Source organism: Dawidia soli (assembly GCF_018598185.1).
In the GTDB taxonomy this organism is placed as follows: Bacteria; Bacteroidota; Bacteroidia; order Cytophagales; family Cyclobacteriaceae; genus Ohtaekwangia; species Ohtaekwangia soli.
Genome location: NZ_JAHESC010000041.1, coordinates 1 through 20,863 on the forward strand (window position 1 = coordinate 1; position 20,863 = coordinate 20,863).

The 20,863-nt window shown below is 44.6% G+C and carries 14 protein-coding genes; 9 read left to right on the forward strand and 5 right to left on the reverse strand.

Going from position 1 to position 20,863, the window contains the following annotated elements; all coding sequences use genetic code 11:
* The first annotated feature begins 204 nt into the window (after positions 1–204).
* Positions 205–1,422, forward strand: coding sequence for a site-specific integrase (locus KK078_RS22840; protein WP_254092643.1), 1,218 nt, complete (start codon positions 205–207; stop codon positions 1,420–1,422).
* An 89-nt stretch (positions 1,423–1,511) separates the two neighbouring features.
* Positions 1,512–2,384: a HEPN domain-containing protein gene (locus KK078_RS22845; protein WP_254092644.1), complete on the forward strand. Its 873-nt coding sequence runs from the start codon at positions 1,512–1,514 to the stop codon at positions 2,382–2,384.
* Positions 2,385–2,391: 7 nt separating this feature from the next.
* Here the strand turns inward: KK078_RS22845 and KK078_RS22850 are convergent, their stop codons facing one another.
* A complete protein-coding gene (locus KK078_RS22850) occupies positions 2,392–2,883 on the reverse strand; it encodes a helix-turn-helix domain-containing protein (RefSeq protein ID WP_254092645.1) in 492 nt (163 codons plus the stop codon).
* Between the two features lie 523 nt (positions 2,884–3,406).
* On the opposite strand from KK078_RS22850, the gene KK078_RS22855 reads away from it, so the two are divergent.
* From KK078_RS22855 to KK078_RS22870, 4 genes are all read left to right on the forward strand, one after another.
* Positions 3,407–3,955: a helix-turn-helix domain-containing protein gene (locus KK078_RS22855; protein WP_254092646.1), complete on the forward strand. Its 549-nt coding sequence runs from the start codon at positions 3,407–3,409 to the stop codon at positions 3,953–3,955.
* 10 nt (positions 3,956–3,965) lie between these two features.
* Positions 3,966–4,475, forward strand: a complete 510-nt coding sequence (locus KK078_RS22860) for a hypothetical protein (RefSeq protein ID WP_254092647.1) — start codon at positions 3,966–3,968, stop codon at positions 4,473–4,475.
* Between the two features lie 105 nt (positions 4,476–4,580).
* Positions 4,581–4,916 carry a hypothetical protein gene (locus tag KK078_RS22865; RefSeq protein WP_254092648.1) on the forward strand — a complete coding sequence of 112 codons (336 nt, stop codon included), beginning with the start codon at positions 4,581–4,583 and terminating at the stop codon, positions 4,914–4,916.
* A gap of 96 nt (positions 4,917–5,012) precedes the next feature.
* On the forward strand, positions 5,013–5,507 hold the full coding sequence (locus tag KK078_RS22870; protein ID WP_254092649.1) for a helix-turn-helix domain-containing protein: 495 nt from the start codon (positions 5,013–5,015) through the stop codon (positions 5,505–5,507).
* 648 nt (positions 5,508–6,155) lie between these two features.
* On the opposite strand, the gene KK078_RS30880 is transcribed toward KK078_RS22870, so the two are convergent.
* The 4 genes from KK078_RS30880 to KK078_RS22885 all read right to left on the reverse strand — a co-directional run bounded on the left by KK078_RS30880 (position 6,156) and on the right by KK078_RS22885 (position 15,439).
* A complete protein-coding gene (locus KK078_RS30880; RefSeq protein WP_394370589.1) occupies positions 6,156–6,443 on the reverse strand; it encodes a helix-turn-helix domain-containing protein in 288 nt (95 codons plus the stop codon).
* A 374-nt stretch (positions 6,444–6,817) separates the two neighbouring features.
* Positions 6,818–7,303 (reverse strand): hypothetical protein, encoded by a 486-nt coding sequence (locus KK078_RS22875; protein ID WP_254092650.1) that lies wholly within the window; start codon positions 7,301–7,303, stop codon positions 6,818–6,820.
* Positions 7,304–7,311: 8 nt separating this feature from the next.
* The gene (locus KK078_RS22880; protein ID WP_254092651.1) at positions 7,312–11,598 is read right to left on the reverse strand and encodes a T6SS effector amidase Tae4 family protein; all 4,287 of its coding nucleotides are present in this window, start codon (positions 11,596–11,598) and stop codon (positions 7,312–7,314) included.
* Between the two features lie 13 nt (positions 11,599–11,611).
* The gene (locus tag KK078_RS22885; protein ID WP_254092652.1) at positions 11,612–15,439 is read right to left on the reverse strand and encodes a hypothetical protein; all 3,828 of its coding nucleotides are present in this window, start codon (positions 15,437–15,439) and stop codon (positions 11,612–11,614) included.
* A gap of 631 nt (positions 15,440–16,070) precedes the next feature.
* Between KK078_RS22885 and KK078_RS22890 the strand changes: the two genes are divergently transcribed.
* Genes KK078_RS22890 through KK078_RS22900 form a run of 3 tightly spaced genes read left to right on the forward strand, consistent with a single transcriptional unit; the run spans position 16,071 to position 20,862 of the window.
* Positions 16,071–17,066 carry a helix-turn-helix transcriptional regulator gene (locus tag KK078_RS22890; protein ID WP_254092653.1) on the forward strand — a complete coding sequence of 332 codons (996 nt, stop codon included), beginning with the start codon at positions 16,071–16,073 and terminating at the stop codon, positions 17,064–17,066.
* 48 nt (positions 17,067–17,114) lie between these two features.
* The gene (locus KK078_RS22895; RefSeq protein WP_254092654.1) at positions 17,115–19,937 is read left to right on the forward strand and encodes an N-6 DNA methylase; all 2,823 of its coding nucleotides are present in this window, start codon (positions 17,115–17,117) and stop codon (positions 19,935–19,937) included.
* Position 19,938: 1 nt separating this feature from the next.
* Positions 19,939–20,862 (forward strand): DNA-binding transcriptional response regulator, encoded by a 924-nt coding sequence (locus KK078_RS22900; protein ID WP_254092655.1) that lies wholly within the window; start codon positions 19,939–19,941, stop codon positions 20,860–20,862.
* Position 20,863: the final 1 nt, after the last annotated feature.

Consider the following 20,863-nt stretch of genomic DNA (forward strand, 5'->3'; position numbering starts at 1 on the left):
TTGCAGGCTTTTTGTTTTTAGTACGTTCAGATAATTCATCTAAACTCAACCTGTTTGAGTGAAATCGGTGAGTTATTGGAAAGTTGCAAAAAGACTCACCAACTCTCTCGCAATGGATTGACGATCAACCTGTTCAGTATATGAACATCTTGATTTGGCGGTGGCTGTAAGCATACATTTAAACCATGCTTAAATACCATCGTTATGAAGAACAGTCGATTTGGCTTACAATTCGTTTTCCGGAAACCTAAGGGTGAAACGAGATCATTGCTCCCTCTTTATCTGCGTATCAGCGCCGGCGGGCAACGCACAGAAGTTTCGACGCGTCGTTCCTGGCAGCCCGACCGTTGGGATACTATCACGGGCAGAGCCGTAGGCACGCGTGAAGATGCTCGGACACTCAATGCGTATCTTAGCGCGTTACAGGCACGCGTGTACGAGGTATACCTGCAATTGGTGAACAACCATCAGGATGTAACAGCCGAGGCGCTAAAAGACGGCCTGAGCGGGGATAAGAAGAGCGGTCGGACATTGGTCCCAATCTTCCAGCGGCATAATGAACAACTGGCGAAGTTGGTGGGAGCGGAATTTGCGTCGGCCACGTTGAGCCGATACCAAACTGCGTTGGATCATACCGTCGCTTTTCTCCGATCAAGATATCAGACGGACGACATTAGTATCGACAAACTGGATTACGAGTTTGTGACAGAATATGAATTCTGGCTGAAGTCAGCTCGCAAGTGTGGGCACAATACAGCGGTTAAGTATATCAGCAACCTGCGGAAGGTGGTCAACATCTGTTTGAAAAACGGCTGGCTTGCGCGTGACCCCTTTCTGGGGTACAAGATGACAAAGCGGGAGGTAGTGCGGGCCGTGCTGACGCAGAATGAAGTCGACGTATTGACTAAAAAAGAGTTCGCTATAGAGCGACTGGCGATTGTTCGGGATTTGTTTCTGTTCAGTTGCTACACGGGGCTGGCTTATGCCGATATAAAGAAACTGAAGCGATCTGAAGTTGCTATTGGGATCGACGGTGAGAAGTGGATCTTTACCAGTCGTCAAAAAACAGACACGGCGTCGCGGATTCCGTTGCTACCGCAGGCTATGACAATCATTGAGCGTTACGCAGACAACCCGATTTGTGCAAATAAAGATACCCTGCTGCCGGTGCCAAGCAACCAGAAAATGAATGCCTATTTAAAGGAGATTGCGGATGTATGCGGAATCTTAAAACCGATGACTTGTCATACTGCACGGCATACCTTTGCTACTACCATAACGCTTACAAATGGCGTACCGATTGAGACTGTTAGTAAGATGTTGGGCCACCGCAGCCTAAAAACAACGCAGCTTTATGCCAAGATATTGGATACAAAGGTAAGCGACGATATGTTGAAACTTCGAAGCAAACTAACGTCGTAAACTGGAATGAGTTAGGAGCGCCAATAAGGTTCGACTATAGAAAACGCGAATCGCCAAATTTTCCTATTTTTGATAGAGAATTATATGTAATGAAGACAACGTTGAACCATCTACCCGCCGATAAGCAACAAGAGATTCTGGCCATAACCGACATAATTAAAGAAGTAGCCAAACCAGAAAAAATACTCCTGTTTGGGAGCTATGCAACAGGGGAATACGTTGATAGCGACCGATACGTTGAGAACAACGCTGTATACGAGTACCAAAGCGACTATGATTTCCTGGTAGTTACAGCGCAAAAATCCGGTCCTGAATATGTCCTTAAAAACAAAATAAAGAATCGGTGCCGAGAATTCAGAACACCAATCAATCCTATTATTCACGACATCGACTACATTAACGAAGGCCTGTCCTACGGACAATATTTCTTTGCCGACATCATTAAAGAGGGTGTGCTACTGTATGACACCCAAGTGACCGAATTCGCTAAACAAAAGGAATTGACATCAGCGGAAAAACGTACCGTAGCCCAAGACTATTATGATCACTGGTTTCAAAGCGCAAGTCGATTTTTGGATTTCGCACATTTCGGATATGAGTCTGCCTTGGCAAATAACTACAAACTGAACGACACGGCGTTCCAACTACATCAGGCTGCGGAGCGGTTCTATGCTGCGATACTTTTGGTTTTCACCGGGTACAAACCAAAAACGCATAACTTAGAGGAACTACGTGTACTAGCAAAGCACCTGTCCACCACACTTTATCAGTTGTTTGCGTTCCCACCGGACAACAAAGGTGAGGAACATCTCTTCGAACTTTTAATAAAGGCATATGTCGATGCCCGTTACAAGAAAGACTACGTGATCACGTCCGAAGAGACAAACGATTTGATCAAACGCATTGAAAAGATGAAGGAGATAGTTGGCCGCGCCTGCACTGACCATATCAGCTCTTTGTAGAGGAAGGTTATTTCCCCCGCTTCTTGTAAAGAAAACCTCGACTGCTTATATCCTTGTTGCGGATAAGCTTCTTGCGATCCACAAGATCTTTCAAGATTGCCGATATAGCCGGTTTCAGCAATTCAATTTGAAATACTTTTTTACATTGGTGGGAAACGGCGTCAACCGAACGGGGTATCTCAAAAAAATCCGTCTCCATAAGTTTAAAAAGAACCTCTTTTGTTTTCGGCCGCCTTTTACCTTTTGGGGTGCTACCAACATTGAGATCCAGCGACACGCCAATATTGAAAAGGTCGCGGGGTTGTTTTCCTAATGCTTTAGATATAGCCAATATGGTCCGCAGCGTCGGCGAGTGCTTACCTATCTCGACACGCGAAATCTGATTACCCTCACTTCCGACTAAATACGCGAGATCTTCCTGAGACCAGTTTTTCTCTTCTCGAAGACTTCGAATATTTCGACCGAACGCAAGCTCGAATTCCTTCTCTTTTGTAGTCACAGAGTGAAGGTTCAACTATGTTATAATAATTCTATCATCAAATTTGTAGAACATAATTATTTTAGTATTTTTGGTATACAATAATGTAACAACAAGTCTTGACACTGAGGATTGAGAACCCGCAGTAACTCAAGACTATGAAAGATAATATACTTATATTCAACGCATTAAGTGCGGGCACTCTCTTAACTGACTCAGGAAGGTTCTCAATCCTCAAAGCCGTTAAGTGGAGTCCCGCATTTTTTATTGATCTGTCTATCTCCCGTCACCGACCGCGCGGCAATCCTTCAGCGCACTCTCCTCCGCAGCCACCACCCGGCTTTCCCCTCGTAGGCCAGGTCGCTAAAGGCACCTCCATGCTTTCCGAACTTAGCGCCATCGTGCCACGGTAACCCCAGGCGCGAGTTTCCCCAAAAATAGGAAAGCTTCGCTGGTCTCTTTCTCACGCCACCCGCTGAAACCAGCGGGACCAGAATACTCATGCCCAAAAACTGACCCTTTTCAACCCACAAACTAAAGCACCATGAAAACAGATATAGACCAAGACGTATACGATCCCCAACGCCTCCTGGAGGCCATTACCACGCTTATCGAAGCCCGCCCTGTCCAGCAGCTCCAGCACACAATCGAGACACTCTACGGCTTCTACGATAGCCACAAACAGCCGATAAGTGGCGCCATTAGATGTGCCATCGAAATCCTCACAGTTTTCCTGAAGACTCTTGAAACGATCACCACAACCCTCGGCCCGGTGAACGGACCCTTCGAGCGCGAGTTCAATGCCCTCGGCAAGAAATTACTCGCCTTGCGCCTGGAAGCAGGCACAGACCAGCAGACCGTCGCTGACGCGATCGGCATCGAGCTAAGCCTGCTCCATCGCTTCGAGCAAGGGCAATGCGGTGACATCAGGCTTGGACTGGTGGCGGAATTCGCCGACCATTTTGGCGTACCGCTGAAAACGCTCTTCATGGGAATAAGCTCTGAAAAGTTTAGCGGACCTACGGACGAACCCCTACCAGCAGACCCGTCACCGGAAGCAAGCGACAACGACGAAGGTTCCCCCAACCCTTAAACGCACCGCTATGACAAGCCTGGAATCGATCACCGAGCATCAGATGATGATCCGCGAACTCGCCCATGGTAACGAAGAGGCCTTCCGGTTTTACTATAAGAAATACTGGGACGTCGTCTACCACTTCATTTTCAAGTGCTACAGGTCCGGCCATATCGCCGAACACGGCAGCCAGCAGGTCTTTGCCTGTGTCTGGCAGCGCCGGGCATCCATTACAAGCATCTATATCCTCCAACGCATCATCGCCCTTGGCTGTACCAGCGTCGTTTTAAAGGGCCTGAAGTCAGGCCGTTTGCCGGAGGTGGATATTTTTCCGAAGGCCCGGAAAACAGCCGTAAGCGACCTCGTACGGTATACGCCGAACCTACAGGAACACCTCCAACAGATCGGGCTCATGGCCAATGACCTGAGTAAGATGGACCAGAAGTCTACCGAGCAGTTTCAGGCGGAGCTTGATTTCTTGGGAACGTTCCTGCGGGAAGCAAGACAGCTTAGCGATGACCGCGCTGGAAAGGCGTAAAGAATCCCGGCTGTCGGACGCGTACCCTGAGTGGGCGAACCAAACTATGAAACCGGGGACCCGTTCCCCGGCTATCTCTTTTCCAAGAACACTAAAAAATCGATCATGCCCAACCATAAAAACAAAGATACCGAGGTAACGACCCCAGAGGCGGAAAAGCACATACTCAGGCAACTGTCCGAGCCTGTATCAAGAGTATTCATTGCTATGCGAAAAGAAAAGGGTTACACGAGCTACGAGTCGTTTGCCTTCGACGTCGATTTTCCGAGAGCGCAGTACTGGCGGGTTGAGACCGGACGCCACAACCTGACCTTGCGCACGCTGGCCAGGCTTCTGGCTATTCATGACGTGCCTGTCGTGCAATTCCTTCGGCATGTAATTGCAGAACATGAAGCCATGTATCCGCCGTCAAAAATGGCTGGACGCCCTTCAAAAGAGTAAGCATTTTCGCTGTAGACAAATTCTTATGGAAATGAATAATACACCACAGCCTTTCCACAAGATGTATTCACCGATTTTTCACCAGCGACCGACAATATGAAAACAGATCCGAGCCAGCGAGCAACTGAGATTCACCACGGTGAGAATATCCGCAAGGTGCGGACGCTCCTCAATGAGAAGCAAGACCAACTCGCGAAAAAAATGGGCGCCGCCTGGAGTCAAACAAGATTATCGAAACTCGAACGTACTGCCACGATCGACAAAAAAACAATTCACCTGGTTGCGCAGGTGCTCGCCGTAAGCCCTGACATCATTGAGAGATCAACGCCGGAATCCTTCCTGCTTGTTCTCGAGATGGTTAGATTGATAGCAATCGAAAAAGCAACAACTCTTTCCCAGAATTTAAATAGGCTGATACGACTTTCTCCGCTCGTGGATGCACTAAATGACCAAATTCATCTAACCGAACTGTTATTGAAAGGCCAGCAAGACAATCAAAAACTGCTCGCAGGAATATTGCAAGATGATTTGCCGACAGCGGATTCACATTGTGAGATGGTAAAAGTCAAAGCTTCGCCGGGAGGACCCTGAGATGGCTATCTCATGCACCAGTGTGCGAAAAAAATTACAAGACAGACGGACCGAACAAGGCTGTAATGTCGGCCGCCCTGTATGTAAAGGATTGCCTATATTTTCCCGTCGGAACAAGTCTACGTTCACGTACCAGGCGGCAAAGGGTCGAACGGCTACGGCCCCACCGACGGCATGCCTCGGCGGTGGTAACTAACTGGTCTGCACCGCCGCGCTCTGCGCCGCGAATATCCTCCTTATCGGCCTGCGTCCTGAAAATCTCTTCCCGGAATACGGCCAATTCCACGCTGACAACTTGCCGAATTATCACCGTCAGCTGGTCCACATCAATCTTAATGCTAGCCATGCCATCATGTTAAAGTAAACTGACCTTGCTCCCGAACTTGGGATGATACGACGGTTCATAGGCGATATACTTAAATTCCACCAGACGGCCCATGACACGGTGATATGTGACAATCGAGCGGATCTTCGCCAACTCCATGACCTTCTTGCGCGATATACTAAAACTACACTGACACTGACTTGCCAACCAAAGATTGCACAAGGCCGTGTAAAGGCTGATGTGAATAGCCTGCATTCTTCCGTCGTGGCAAACCTTATGCAGCAAAGATTTTAATCGGAATATCGTTTCCATTTATTTAACGACTAACCCCTGGTATTGTCTGATAATAGCTTCTCTATGTCCTGTGAATTGTAGAGAATGATCCTCCCTACTTTCGAAAACCTCAATATGCCCTTGATCCGGAGCGAATGTAACGTACCGAACGATATGCCTAACATTTTGCTTACCTGGGCTGACTTTAGCCACTGTACCGGTTTTCCAATGGCCTCATTACGTAGTAGTTTCGCTATCTCACTTAAAAGCTCTTCTCTTAGCAAGATCAGATCGCCAACGGTCGCGATATGGTCCCGATGCACTTTCCCCTCTATCATAATCACGTTTTTTCTGAATACAACGTAATATATAATGCTCAGTTCGTCGTATCTCAGGGCTTTAACGATTTTTTCTGATTATTTAAGATTATTTCGGATTTTACACTCTTTCGTGAATCAACCGATCGAGCCCATGCATCCCAATCCATTTGAGCACTTACTTTAGCAGTAATCAACCAAAATCAACAAGATCCAACAGTTGTGAACAGTTTTAAACCTTGGAATCTGTCTTTTAGAAGGACCCGAAAGAGCCGACTCCAGAGTCAGAACACTACTATAAACCGCGCTCCTTGATCGTGGGCTGTAGATATAGCTGACGTGCCTTCTCAGCAGGGACGATCATAGTCTGGAGGCTTTATTACGGCAGCCGAGCCTCATTTTTGCGCGGCCTTCTGCTGCAAATATTTTTGATCGTTATATAAATTAGTGAACTTGTAATCTCCGGCTGATGATACATAATATATTTTTCGAAGCCTGCCTTCCGATTTTATTTCCAAGAGAAGCCGATCACTTTCCTCGGAAACAACAAATTCTGATCTTTTATATAAGTTGACAGAATCAGGGGGAAAATACTGCAAATTTATAAAGTAGTACACATTCTTAAGACGCCGCTTTCTGGCATTTATCTTTTCATAACGTATGGGGTTGGGTTCAGAAGCATAAGTTTGGATCAAAATATCATTCCCCGACGTGATAAATCCATTTACAGGAATCAATAGATTATCAATATTGCTGGTGTCGCCCTTGAGCGATGCTTCAACGTACTTCTCGGGGAACCAGTATTTTGCATCTTTTCTCAATTGCTGAGCACAACAAGACAAATGCACGAAAGTCAAAGCGATCAAGATCGTAGTTTTCATTTTTCTAATTATTTAATCTCCCAAAACCAAATGTAATTACCCGCATAGTAGCCAGACCCCGTCTTACCCTTATTAAAAACATCAATATGATGAATCCCCCCAGGCGCAGCTTGAATAAATATTATCCCGGTCTTGTTCCAATACTTTTTTTCAAATTCCGCCTGCGTCACCACCACGTAATCAGGATAATTTGTTTTAAGATAGTGTTTTAATCGATTGGCTGTCAAGGCCCATTTTTTAAAGTCTTTGTCTAGATCATCCTCTGGATAACCGGCTAGTGAGACCCCAGATTTAATTAAAGCATCGGACAACCTAATGGCACATTGGTTAACGTACAACGGATTATCGCTGGGATGTTGTGTAGGTGTGATGCCGTGAGGATAATTAGACCAAAGTGTCTGAAAATCAGGGAATTTATTTGCTTGAGGTTTAAATATGCGATTAAAAAAACCTTTCCCTTCCTTGAAAGAGATGTTGTTTCCATTCCGGTCTTTCCGCCAGGTAATATCCTTCGCATGGCCGGCCCAGGCAGTGTGACCCTGAAACGTTGACCCCGGCCCAGACATTTCAGCCCCTGCACTATTGTAATAGTGATACCCCCCTGTTGGCTCCCATGTTGCTGTACCACCGGTAGGAGTTCCGAGCCACAATGTCTGGATGATACTCCAGGTGGCGGCAGTAAAACCCGGGTTCGAAATTCCGTAACCAGAAGAGTTGGCCCCGGCAAGCCAATTCAAATAACCATTTCCATAACTGCCCTGATAGGACGTCCCGCCCCCGCCGGTGAAGTTTGGATCACCATAGTTGGCGGTACTGCCATCATCACTACCCCAGCTCGAAGCGCCGGTGGGATCATTGAAAGAAATGGGGTTGTTATAAGCATAACTATAAGGACTCCAGCTGCCAAATTGATCTGCCAGGGGATCCACTTCGTTAAATCGCCCGGTCACAGGATCGTACCCACGAAAATATGTCTCGTACAAACCCGTGGTACTATTGAGTTCATTTTGCTGATTATACAGGTAATTGTTGGGTGTGGCATTCGTGCGTGTCCACGAGTTGGTGGTCGACATCCCAAAGGGATAATATTCCGTATATTGAACAACGTTGGTCGGCGTGAGCGCTATCGTTAGATCGTCAAAATAAACCCAATTATTGGACGCTCCTTCATAACTTAGGTATACAAAAAGATATCCGGGTTCCTCAATGCTCAGTGTATTGAACGATAGCTTTTGTTTATTAAACGTTGTCGCTGGCGCGAGCTGCCAGCCCATATCGACCATCTCGTATTTTTTATTAAAAAGTATATAATTCAGATAGGCGGCAGGTCTCGTATTTCCCTGGCTGCCCCCCGACCCGACGGCATTGAGCGCGTCATTGACCCCTGTGAATATCTGACCGCTTTCCCCGGGGGAACCGCTTACACCGCCAAAAGCAGCAGCGATTGCCGTGACGAGATTTGTCAGCGGAGTGCCGCTTGTGCCATATCCCGAAGTAGCCTCATGGTATTCCCAGGCTTCAATATTCACCTGGTCGCCAGGATATACGGCCAGACTTTTCGATGGACCGATCTTATAACTTTGATTCATTCGAACAACCTTACTGCCCGAGGCTGTGTGGTTTGCTGCTGCAAACGTCACTACGTTAGCAGCGTTAACGTTTTGATACTGGGTACTGCCATCAGCCGCGTTTCCTTCGAAAGAAGCAGCCATTTGTGTGGTCGTGGCCGGGCTGGAACTAAAAACCAGCCTGGAGTTACCCTGGTGGTCGTTGATAGAATATTGATACTCCAGATTATTACCATTTTTAACAACCCGTCCCTCGGCCGTGGGGAAGAAAGCGAGAATACCGTTATCGTATACGAAACCATTGACATAGTCCGTCGTCTGCACCAGCGTTGTTCCCTGGAAAGTCTTCATCGTCAGTTTCTCCCCTGCGGCAGAGTAGAGATATTCCACCTTTCGGCCATCACCAAATGTAATGCTTTCAGGAGTTCCTGTTAGGCTTCGCACGATCGTCGTTACTCCTTTGTTGTTATCGGAAGCAAGGCTACCATTGCTATCGTAAGTATATTCATTGGTGGTATGTATTCCGTCCTTAAATCCCTCTGTCAAAGAAGCTCCGTCTTCGATTTTATTCAGTTGATTTCCGGTGCCATATTGATAGATTAGATTGTCGATAGTACTGACCATACCGTCGGGGTTGGCAGCATTCCTGGTGAGTCCATTGCGCTGAAGCTCCAATATATTACCATTTACGTCGTATCGAAGTGATTCATTGAATCCATTTACCTCTTTATTCCATGCCGTCTCGAACGCCTGGTACTGTGCCTGTTTTTTTCGGTTAATTTTATCGTAGGTAAACCTATAACTTCTCGGATTATTATGTTCACCGCTCGCTGCACCTTTCCACTTGACCGCCGCGATATTTCCGTTATAACGAACAGCACCAGGCGCGTCCGTCAGACCTGTCTCAACCTCGTTATATAATAACTCTAAACCAAACAGATCGTTTGCATCATCATTGTTGCTCGAATTGGCCTGCAGACTCGCATTGTTAATACTGGACAACCAGCCTCGTATCGTGTAACGGTAGTCTATCGACTGTAGGAAAACTGATGATACAGTTCCATGAAGCTTCTTATCAGTTAGCTGACCGAGCTCATTGTAGTCGTATTGTGCCAATAACTGATAGTCAATCTCCGCATTATGCTTCTGAAAGAGTTTTTTCAGCCTCCCCTGATTATCGTACTCCAGTTTATTGAACACCGTGCAGGTTCGCCCATTACCTGCATTGTGATAAGTCTTTGCGGAGCTCATTGAGCCGTCAAAATTGTATTGGAGTGTAGCCAGGTTGTCCACAGCACTGGACAGATGGTTATTGCTACGGATTTGAATGAGTCTCCCATAAGTATCGTAAAATCGATACTCTGTAAGCCAAACGGAAGAACCGAGGACCAATCGCTTCGAACCGGTGAGTTTATCGAATCCGGTACCAGGAGGATTAGTCGATTCTTCCGGCAGGCCCTGACTAGTGTATGACCAATCGGGAGTTCCATCAGAATTAAAGTCATAGTCATCGTAGTAATTAATAATCAACAATGTCGTTCCAGCTGTTGGGAACACGAGGTTCGTATACCCCGAACTCGTAGAACTCCTGTTTTCATGCTGCGACGAAGGATTGACTGGAACTGATTTCAGGTAGTTTTGAAGTTTCTCGTGCGGAGTAGATCCCGCCGTTCCCGGATCAGTGTATGCGTAAAGTCCTTGCAGGATCACACGATCCTTTACATCGTATTTCACAAAATACCACTTGTCCTGGGCCCGGGATATACCGTCCTGAAAAAGAACAGGGCGGTCGTATTGGTCGTAACAGTAGTATACAACCTGCTTGTCGGGCGTCTTTTTTGAGATGAGACGGTTTAAATTATCGTAGGTGTATACGAATATCCAGGAATCTCTGAAGGTGGTACTCCAAACAGTACCGGTTTTTAGTTTTTGGACTGCTTTGGGAGGAACCTGAAAAATTAAGTTCCCGCGAAGATCGTACACATTGTAGGTATCGATATACTCGACGTGGTCCGTAACATTATTCTCTGTGACATCCTCATTAAAATATGACCTTGTCAGTATGACTCTACCAAACTTGTCGGTAAATATCCATATATCATTGTTATTCTCATCTGTCGTTTTAAGTGTAGATAACTCGCCAGCCGAGTATTCGCCGGATGGTCCACTGGCTGTCCACTGAAAGACGTGATCGGCGACCGTATTAGAACGCCTTTCATAACGTGTGGTGTGTCCGGTGCCGGGCTGCCACGCACTACCTTGCGCGCCTACTTCGGTAGCACGTTTCAACGGCGAATCTTCAATCAACATCTGGGCGAAGGGCGATTGGTCATTCGCTATCTGATCTCCATTGGCCTGGTAAAATGCAAGCAGTGAGGGGTAGGCATCGCTTTTCCATTCGCCTGTCGCCGTGGAAGCTACAAAGGGAAGAAACTGTTTTGTTTGTTGTCCATATTTGTCATATTCCTGATGAAGTATGATATCGTACCCTTGGGGACTGGCCTTTCGTTGTACAGTCTGAATGTCACGACCAAGGCCATCTCGATAGTCAATGAAGATGTTTTTCTCCTGATCGGTAGCGTTTAAGACATCAAGCTCTGTCAACTTTCCTGCCTTTTTTAACACAGTCGTTTTCGCATAATTGTCCGATGGAAGTAGTTGCGCAGGAAGACAGACTGGCAGGGACAAAGCGAAGATCGTTAGGAGAATTCTTGATAATGATTTCATGGCGTGCAGCGGTTCAATTACATTTAGCGGGGTCTATCGAACAATTACTGGTATTGTAGGTAACCGTTATTGCATTCGTGATGCCAGTGACGCCAAAGCCAGACACTTTGCAACGTATTGTGAAGTCGAACGGCTGACAAAAATCTACCGCGTAAGAGGCACCGGGCAGAATTTGTATCCAAGTACCCTGACTAAACCTCTCCCAAATAAATGTGAGATCTTCCGGCGCGTAACCTGGAAAGTCAACCCGGAAGGTCTCTTTATAGTCAGGGCTACAGGCGTCGATTTGAGGCTGAGCCAATGACACAAGCGTAAGTTTTGGCATAATTGTCCGCTGCTCCACTTTAAGCGATTTGACGGTTTCGCTTGAACCGAAAACCGCATGGGTAACGATATGCTTTACCTCATAGTTACCCGGGGAAGAGAAAACATGTGAGAAACTGGCAGCAGTGGAGACTGGTACTCCGTCAATAAGCCATTGATGTGATACCGGCTGAATACAGGTTTCTCCCCCTGTTATGACAAGCTGGTCGTTGGCAAACAATCTGCTTTCTTGTGGATAAGGCGTTTTCGTGTATGAAAAATCGGAATAGGGAGCAGTTGAGGGATCTCCTTGAAACTTATAATCTACTTTCCGCGTGATATTCCTTTTATGGTCGCGATAAACACTGGGGCGGCCCATAAAGTCATACTCGACTATTTCACACAATCCGTTTGACGTGCTTATCGAAGTCCGCCCAAAGGCTGGGTCATACGTATAGGAGGTGAGCGAAGATGTGCTGGGATAAAAGGATACGTCATCCATGGCAACGGAAGTTGATGTCGTAACCTCAATCCAAAAACTCGTTCCTGTGATCCCGCTGGTGCCTACTTGTCCTTCTATGAGATCCCACTGATTTGCAGCCGAAAATGGAAGAGTCAAGAGCATCATGTAAGCACCGTCGGGAACAATGAAAGGATGGATACCAACGGTTTTGACTTTGTATATTTTCACCAAAACATTCCCGGAAGTGGATGATTTAACACGCGCGGTAAACCGGAACACCTTGTTTGCAGATTGGGTAACAATTTGATTGAGATCTACTCCTGTGGGCATAATGAGCGCCTTTTTGCCCGTGTAACCTTCACCATACGATACAGTTCCATTGAGTTTGAATTCATGCCCGGTGATTGTCTCAAACCCGGAGAACACTACCTGGTCAGGCGTTGCATTGTTGAACTCGGCCACAGCAAGCCGGTCCTCGTATCCCCAATGATGAGAGAACAACCGACCCTTGCCGTTCGTCGTTGTAAGTGGCTTTCCATTTGAATAATTTAAGAATTCTTCCGAAGTGATATATTGTTCATCCTCAGAGAACTTCTGAGCACCATTAATTGTCTGGAGCGACGACTCCATGAAGCTTACTGAATACGCTAAGTTTTTTGTAACTGAGGGGAGGGGGAAAGAGGTTTCGTATGTCTTATACTTTGTCAGGGTCGCGGACACAACACCCGATGCACCATCCTTTGTTATCGTGGAGAATGTCTCTACAGGTAATCCATGCATGTTGTTTTCGTTGAGTGCTTTTAGTCCGGCGGTGTATTCATCAGCGGCAGTAGAAATACCGGCGTAGTCTTTAGCATACTTGTACCGAGTTTGGTAGACCGCACCATCGCTATTCAACATGCTTGTTCTGCTCAGTAAGGGATGTGTGGGCGTATCATAATAATATGACTTTACAGTCTCAATGGGTGTTGTCTGACCAGACGGATCAAAAATCTTTTCACGTTCCGTCATAGTCACCTTTCCCGTATTTGTGATTAATTTATACTCACCAAGTACAACCATATAATCATAGCTCTCGACCTTAAATGCCCTTATTTCGATGGGCGTAGGTGAAATAATTTGATAATCATACGACGTCGTTTTAACTTGCGCACCTAATTCGTTGTATTCCGATTTAAGGGAAAGCAGCCCTCGTACGAAATCATACTCTCTATTCGGCGGAAATGGATATGCGTAATTACCCGTTTGAATGAGCCCGGGGTTGATGCAGCTACCTCTTAATAAACGCACTTGCGTGACATCCCAGTTGAATATGCTGCCGGATTGTTCGATATATGATGTTGCAGGATAAACTCCAGGCATCTTATATTCATAAACTATTTTTCCTTTGCCGGGTTCTCGAACACTAACACAGCTATAGCCAATTTCCTGATCTTGCGACAGATTGTCTTTGACACGATAGGTAATGTTCTGATGAGATCCAAATGTAAACACCGGCGGATATGTAAATGCACCACTGGATTGCCCATTGGATAGCTTGTACTCATATTCCGTAAGAATGTCATTGTCATGACTAAGACCATCATAAATAGACACTTTCTTCACGCGAACGCCACCGCCCTTGTACGATACGTTTGCATATGTATCTAAATATTCTTTAGGTTCATATTCCAGGGTCGCACTACCCCCCGGAGGAAAAGTGACTTTTGTAAGCGCCCCGCGACTAATGACCTGGTCATTAACTTGACGATTTCCCCCTGATAGCGTTGTATTCGGTGAAACGCCAGGCAGCATATTAATACGGTATTTTTCAGGCCCATTGCCAGAATTATAGACATAGATAGTGGGCGCAAGGGTACTGTTGGGTTGATTATTGAAATAGCCCCAATAATCCTGGCTTTTACTTTCAAACACCGGAAGGTTATTTTGCTTAGCCGCCCAGTTCACGCCTTCGTAGTCAAAGTAGAATGGCGGGTAGCGGTAACATCCGGTGCTTTCTTGTACCGATCGGAGAAAAGACCGCGTTTGAGGACTTCCCAAGGCGTTATTAATATTCTGAATGTCGATTAGAAAGGATCGGACTTCTCTGCCTAACTTCTCGCTGAATACAATTTTTGATTTTGAGATTGATGCGGCATTCGACTCCGCCCGCACAACTTTAAGTTCCCGTTCCTCTATTTCCAACCTCACCTCATTCAGCGTTGTAGCTACATTAGTCTCATTAATGACTTCTACGGGGACAGCGTAGTATTTAGTCACAGGTGTGGTGTATCCGAACTCAATCAGACCGCCTAACGGCGACGTGATTTTGCTTAAATGCCAAGTCGATTTGTAGTTTATCGCAATCGTTCCTTCTTTCATGTAAGTATTGTATTGCCGGCGATAAACTACCACAGGAGATCCGGAGGTGGCGACAGTTTGAATATATTTTACTGTCTTATCGGCGTCCGAATTCTCGAAGGTATAGCGTGTACCTGTATTTGTGATAATCTCAAACTTTATGAGACCGCTAAACTCCTGTGGGTTGATAAAGTAAGGAATAATCTTGACATCGAGGTATGGAACCATCCTGATCTGTTTATTTGAGTCGAAGAAGAATTTTCCCGATAATCCAGGAATGCTAAACGAGAATTCGTCCGGCTCGGTGTCTGTATACGCAAAAGTACCGCTATAAAATGCGGTCCAGTTGGTAGTCTCATCTGTACAGGTTGCTGTGCTATTATCGGCAGTGATCGCGTAATTTGCTATATCCTGCCCGGTAGTACCAATAAGCCATCCTTTTCTCTGAGTGGATTTATAATCGTCGGGCAAATCCCTCACTTCGCGAACAATTTCCCCTTGCCCAAGAAGTCGCCAGCCAATTCCATAGTCTTCCGCTTCTTTTCCAGTCTCCGATACCCGTACAGATGCTTTGTTATAAAACAAGCTTAGCGGTACCGATAAGTCCTTATCGGTAACACTGGATAACGGGATTTCAATATAAGGATCACCTGTCCGTAGATTAATGGGGATATCGATCTGTGCACAGGCAGGGGAGCCCATAAGCAGGCACCAGAGGATGCTACGTATTCTCATGAACAATGAATAAGGAAACTGGCTATTTGGATACTTTTTTCTTAGGTATGTCAGATGCCAACGGTAATAACCCACAAAATCACAAACCAACAGAGCGTTTCAGCATCGTTGTTACAAACTGCAAATTATTAGCGTAAAAAACAAGATATTAACACTTATAAATTCTTATCAGTCAGCGTTGACAAGAGCGCACACCTGCTGCTTTACCCGACCTTTGGCAAACGCGGTATGCTGTTAGAGACGTTCGACTATACCGACCTTGTCGGCCATGACAAAAACTCCTCGACATCGCACAGGTTTTCACCGTTGGCGAGGCGCCCTGGTCGCGCGACCTCATCGGGCAGAAAGTATAACCCAACTACGCTGTGAGTGAGGGAATAAGACCAAAATAGGATCGAATTTCAGGTGACCGGACAAAATCTATTATAATCAACAAATTTCAACAACTCTGAACAGTTTTGAACGTTGGAAACGTCCGAGCAGTAGCGGGGCGGAATAGTGCAAAGTATCAACACGTTGGAAGGGATGATGGTGAATTGCTTCAGCAGATCAGCTAAAATCTTTCAAATCAAGCTATTTTTAGGTTTTTTTAGCTATAATGGCTCCAATTTAGTCATTAAACTGCCTGGCTATGCCGAAGACCCGAAAACCCCAAGAAAGGGCTGAAATTCTGGATGAACTGCTGGCTCATCGAAACTGGACCGGGAATGAATTGTTGGAACAGGTAAATCAAAAACTCCAGAATTTAGATGAAAAGCCCGTAGATATGCGTACACTCAGGAGAGATCTGAACTATCTGGAATTGAAAGGCGCACCGCTTCACAGGCCAAAGAAAGGTGATATGACATATTCGTATGAATATAAATTTTCCTTAAAGGATGTACCACTCGATAGCGATGATTTGCGGGCTTTAAAACAGGCGATAAATATTTTACGAAAGGTTGAGAACTTTCAAATGATGGATGAATTGGATTTAATAATTGGGAAGCTTGCCAACCGGATACACACTAATGTACCGGACAATCAAACAATTGTTCAGTTTGAAAATCATACCAGTGCGAAAGGAGCCCAATGGTTCAATGAACTGTTTGACTCTATCCGTGAGCAAACTACACTGGATATTTTATATCATTCCTATAGACACGCGGAACCAAAAGAGCACGTTGTCCATCCTTATCTATTGAAAGAGTATCGTAACCGATGGTGGCTTATTGGCCGCGAAGACAAGTCAAATAAAGTTTTGACACTTGGTCTCGATCGAATTCAGAAAGTAAAAGTATCCAAGCAAAAATTTAAGTTTAATGATCTATTCCACCCGGACACGTTTTTTGATAAGGTGATTGGTGTGTCCATGGACTACGACAAAAGCCCAGAGGATATCACTTTAAGAGTCAATCCAGTATCAGTTCGGCACGTTGAGTCGAAACCTATTCATAAATGCCAGGAACCAGTTAGAATGGAACGTGATGGAAGTCTTGTAATAAAACTCAATTTGATCATCAACTATGAATTGAAGGCAACAATACTTGGGTTTGGCGATGGAATTGAAGTCCTTGAACCTTTGACATTAAGAGACGAAATTAAATCCATCCTTGAGCGATCTCATAGCCAATACCGACAGACGTGACCTAAAATGTCACAGATCGAAGATTAATTAGCATAGTATTTAGAGCGGATGACATTACACGAAGCAATCGAGCGGGTTTTGATGGAATATGGACGACCAATGACAACTGGAGAAATTGTTCGTGCAATAAAAGATAGGAATCTCTATGAAAGGGAGGATGCCGAAAATCTTTCGACTTTTCAGGTTTCGGCTAGGATAAGCAGTTACCCTGAGTTGTTTGATAGAATTGGCGATGAAATCGTTATGCGCAATAGGTCTTCTGATTCCTTGTTGAGCCTGCTATTTCACATATCCGATAGGTTAAGACCCAAGACCATTTACAACCTTGATTTAGTCATAGGATATTTACTGTTTTATTTCCGAGCCTCTGGGAATTATCTGGGTGAAGAGTATTTTAGTGGCTATAGGTTCGATAGAAATATTGACTTCGCCCATGGGTATAACGAACATTTGAAGTCAAAAATCCTCGATTCGATTAAAAGATTTACAAGGCATGTCAATTTTTTAGATTTGGATGAAGAGTTAATGTCAACATTCAAGAAGTTATCGCACAACAATCTAATCGAGATTGTTGGCGAACTTCAATATTTTGATTTTGAATACAGTTCAATAAGCGAGAGCGAGTTTGCTGATACTTTCAATAATTTTCTTAATTCCTTTTCAGGATGGGGACGCGATAGTGGAGAGTCCATCACACCAACAAACATTGCCAGGTTCATTTCTACAATTGTTCATGTTGCTCCCTATGAGAATTTGTGCGACCCGTTTGCTGGAAACGGAGGACTAGCAAGCGAAATACTAAAGGGACATTCTGGATATGGGTGTGTATTTCAAGACATCAATCCGGTGAGTGTCATGCTGGGACGCATGAACTTGATCCTCCATGGGGTTAAGGAAGTCAGCTACCATATAGGTAACACACTTGATTTATTTTCTAATCATCTAAATGACAGGAAATTTGACTACGTGGTTACACATCCTCCATATGGAGTAAGATACCACCAACATGACTTCTATAAGCTTCCTCCTAATTTTTTACCTTCCAATTCGAGAGGCGAGAATGTGCATATTCAGCTAGCTGTTCATCTATTGGCTGATTATGGTAAGGCCGTAATACTGATACCTGATGGTTTCTTATTTACGAATGATAAAGGGTCAAAAGAAATCAAATATTGGCTACTTCATAACGATTGGATCGAAGCAGTTTATTCGCTGCCCGTTGGCAGCCTTAAACCATACTCTGCAGCCAACACATCAATTCTTGTAATCAACAAAAATAAAACACCGCAGCAAGCTAGGCAGATTCTTTTCAAAGAAGTAAGTGAAAATGAATTAGAGTCAGGTCAAGTGCGCAACACCGGAATGGCGACACTGTTCGAGCCCTATGAATTCTATGATAACTCAAAGAGTAATCGAACGACAGTGATCGACTTGAATGAGGTTTTTGATAATGATCTCTTACTAAACGTCAACAGATACCTTGACAGGATTGAACTTGGGCCGGAATATCAACCCATCCACACTGTACTGGCAAATCATTCAATTGGAGTTGCTGTACCAAAAAAGCATCTTGATTCGAAAGAGGGAATTCCTTACATAACAATTAAAGATCTATCAAGTTCCGATGAGGATTTCTTACTTCCCCAGGAAAGCATCACAACTTTCATCAATAAGATGTCAATAATTAAACCGCACTATATTGTGCGCGGAGGGGCAATATTAATTGCAAAAGTTGGCACTAAACTAAAACCAACATTATTTGCTGGGAGCTCCGCAGCGTTTAGTTCAAATATTATAGCGCTTTATCCGAATGAAGATTTGGTGATTAGCGAATATCTCATTACTCAATTCAATGAACCATATTTTCGACAACAGTTGAATCAAATAAGGGGCGGTGCAGTACAGGTTTTTGTTCGATTAGAAGACTTTCTTCGACTGAAAATCAAAGTACCAACGCTCGAAAGCCAGGAGAAAGAACTTCTTCAAATTTTTAGGCTGCGGGAACATTCAATAAAATCCATTAAAGGAGAACGGGAGCAGGATGAAAAATCGGCACAGCGTGTCCTTTTCTCAGCTATTAAACATGAGTTTTCTAATCTGCATGTTGTTCTGTCCGGCGGTATTACCTCAATTAAGCTTTACCTTGATGGAAAAGCCAAGAGCGGAGGTATAGCTTGGGACGATAAAATTGTTAATCTTCCAGACTCTCGTACAATTCAACAGCTCATTTTCCAACAAGAATTGGTTCTTCAGGAAATGGGGTCATTGTTTGATGACGTACAGGCGCTATTAGCGCTTGACCGATCACAACTAAGAAAGGAAAGAGTTGTTCTTAGATCATTTATTCAGGATCAGGTTGACCTAATGAAAGGTCAACTAAGAGATGTTGAAGTAACCGTTGGATTGACGGAGAAGTCGAGGAAGGACCGGCTCGTAGTGAACATTGATAAACCACTCTTCGCCAAGGTCATTAAGAATTTTTTAACGAACAGCGTCAAGCATGGATTCGCAAATACAACGTTTGATCAAAGATTGATTGCATTTGATGTTTCTGTTTCAGAGGATGAACTATCGGTGGAATTAACCATGATGAACAATGGCAACAAATTCCCAGATGGCTTTACGTTTGAAGATTTTATCTCATTCGGGGTTAAAACGGGCAGTAATAAGGGTGCAGGCATTGGCGGTTTCCTGATAAATGAGGTGGTTAAATTTCACGATGGAACATTTGAAGAATTGAAATTTCCAGAGGGAGCAACTTTGTATATTGCAACCCACTCAGTTTCAACAGGTAAAGAAGCCAACGCTGTATTATCAAAGGCCTTCATTCCGGGCGTAGGATTTAAAATAAGGCTTCCATATAACGACTAACATGATCAAGATTTTATTAAGTGATGACAACGAGGCATTCCGGACGTCCAGCCGGGAGATTGGAGCTGCGCTCGACTGTGACTTAAATTGTTATGATGACTGGGAAAGCGCCCAAGTAGAATTGGACACTAACTTTAATACATATCATGCTGTTGTTATAGATGGCAAAGGGCGGTTACGTGATAGTTCGAAAGGGGAAGATCCCAGACACCTGCTGGAGGCAGTAATATGGTTACGCGAGCAGCGGGCAAAAGGAAGATTCGTGCCCGTTGTTGTTTATACCGGATTCCATCCAGACATTGAACCGGTAACGACTCTCAACGATCAAATTCTCAAAGTCTTTGATAAATCAAAAACGAAATTTGAGGATGTTCTTAAGTTTCTTAAAACGGAAGCCTCTAAACTCCCATCAGAAAGACTTAAAAATAGCTATCCAGCTGTATTTAACTTTTCTGCCAAGTACTTCAATAAAGAGAAGCACGAGCTTTTAATTGAGCTGTTGGACGGATTAAATAATGGTCTTCATGACTTTGTCAGGAAGAAGACGACCTTAGACGCGCTTCGGTTACTAAATGAGGCCCTGGTTGACACCATTCCTCTACATTATTATAGCGCACCGTTTGAGCTGAGAACTTACATTGAAAAAATAAACCGAGAAAATCCACCAAAGCGCCCAGCAAATATGGGTAATCGAACTGTCGCTATTGTGGATTTCTTTGTCGTTGATTTTAAAGCAAAAACTCATACTGAATTTCCCTCATACTTAGTCAATACCATTAAAAATATTTACTACACGGCATCCACCTATGCTTCACACAATCCTGAAACAGTGGGTGCCGACTACCCTTCCTCTGAAATGATCTTGGGATTAGTATATTCCCATTTTGGATGTTATCATTGGTTCAACTCTATTATTACAGACTAAC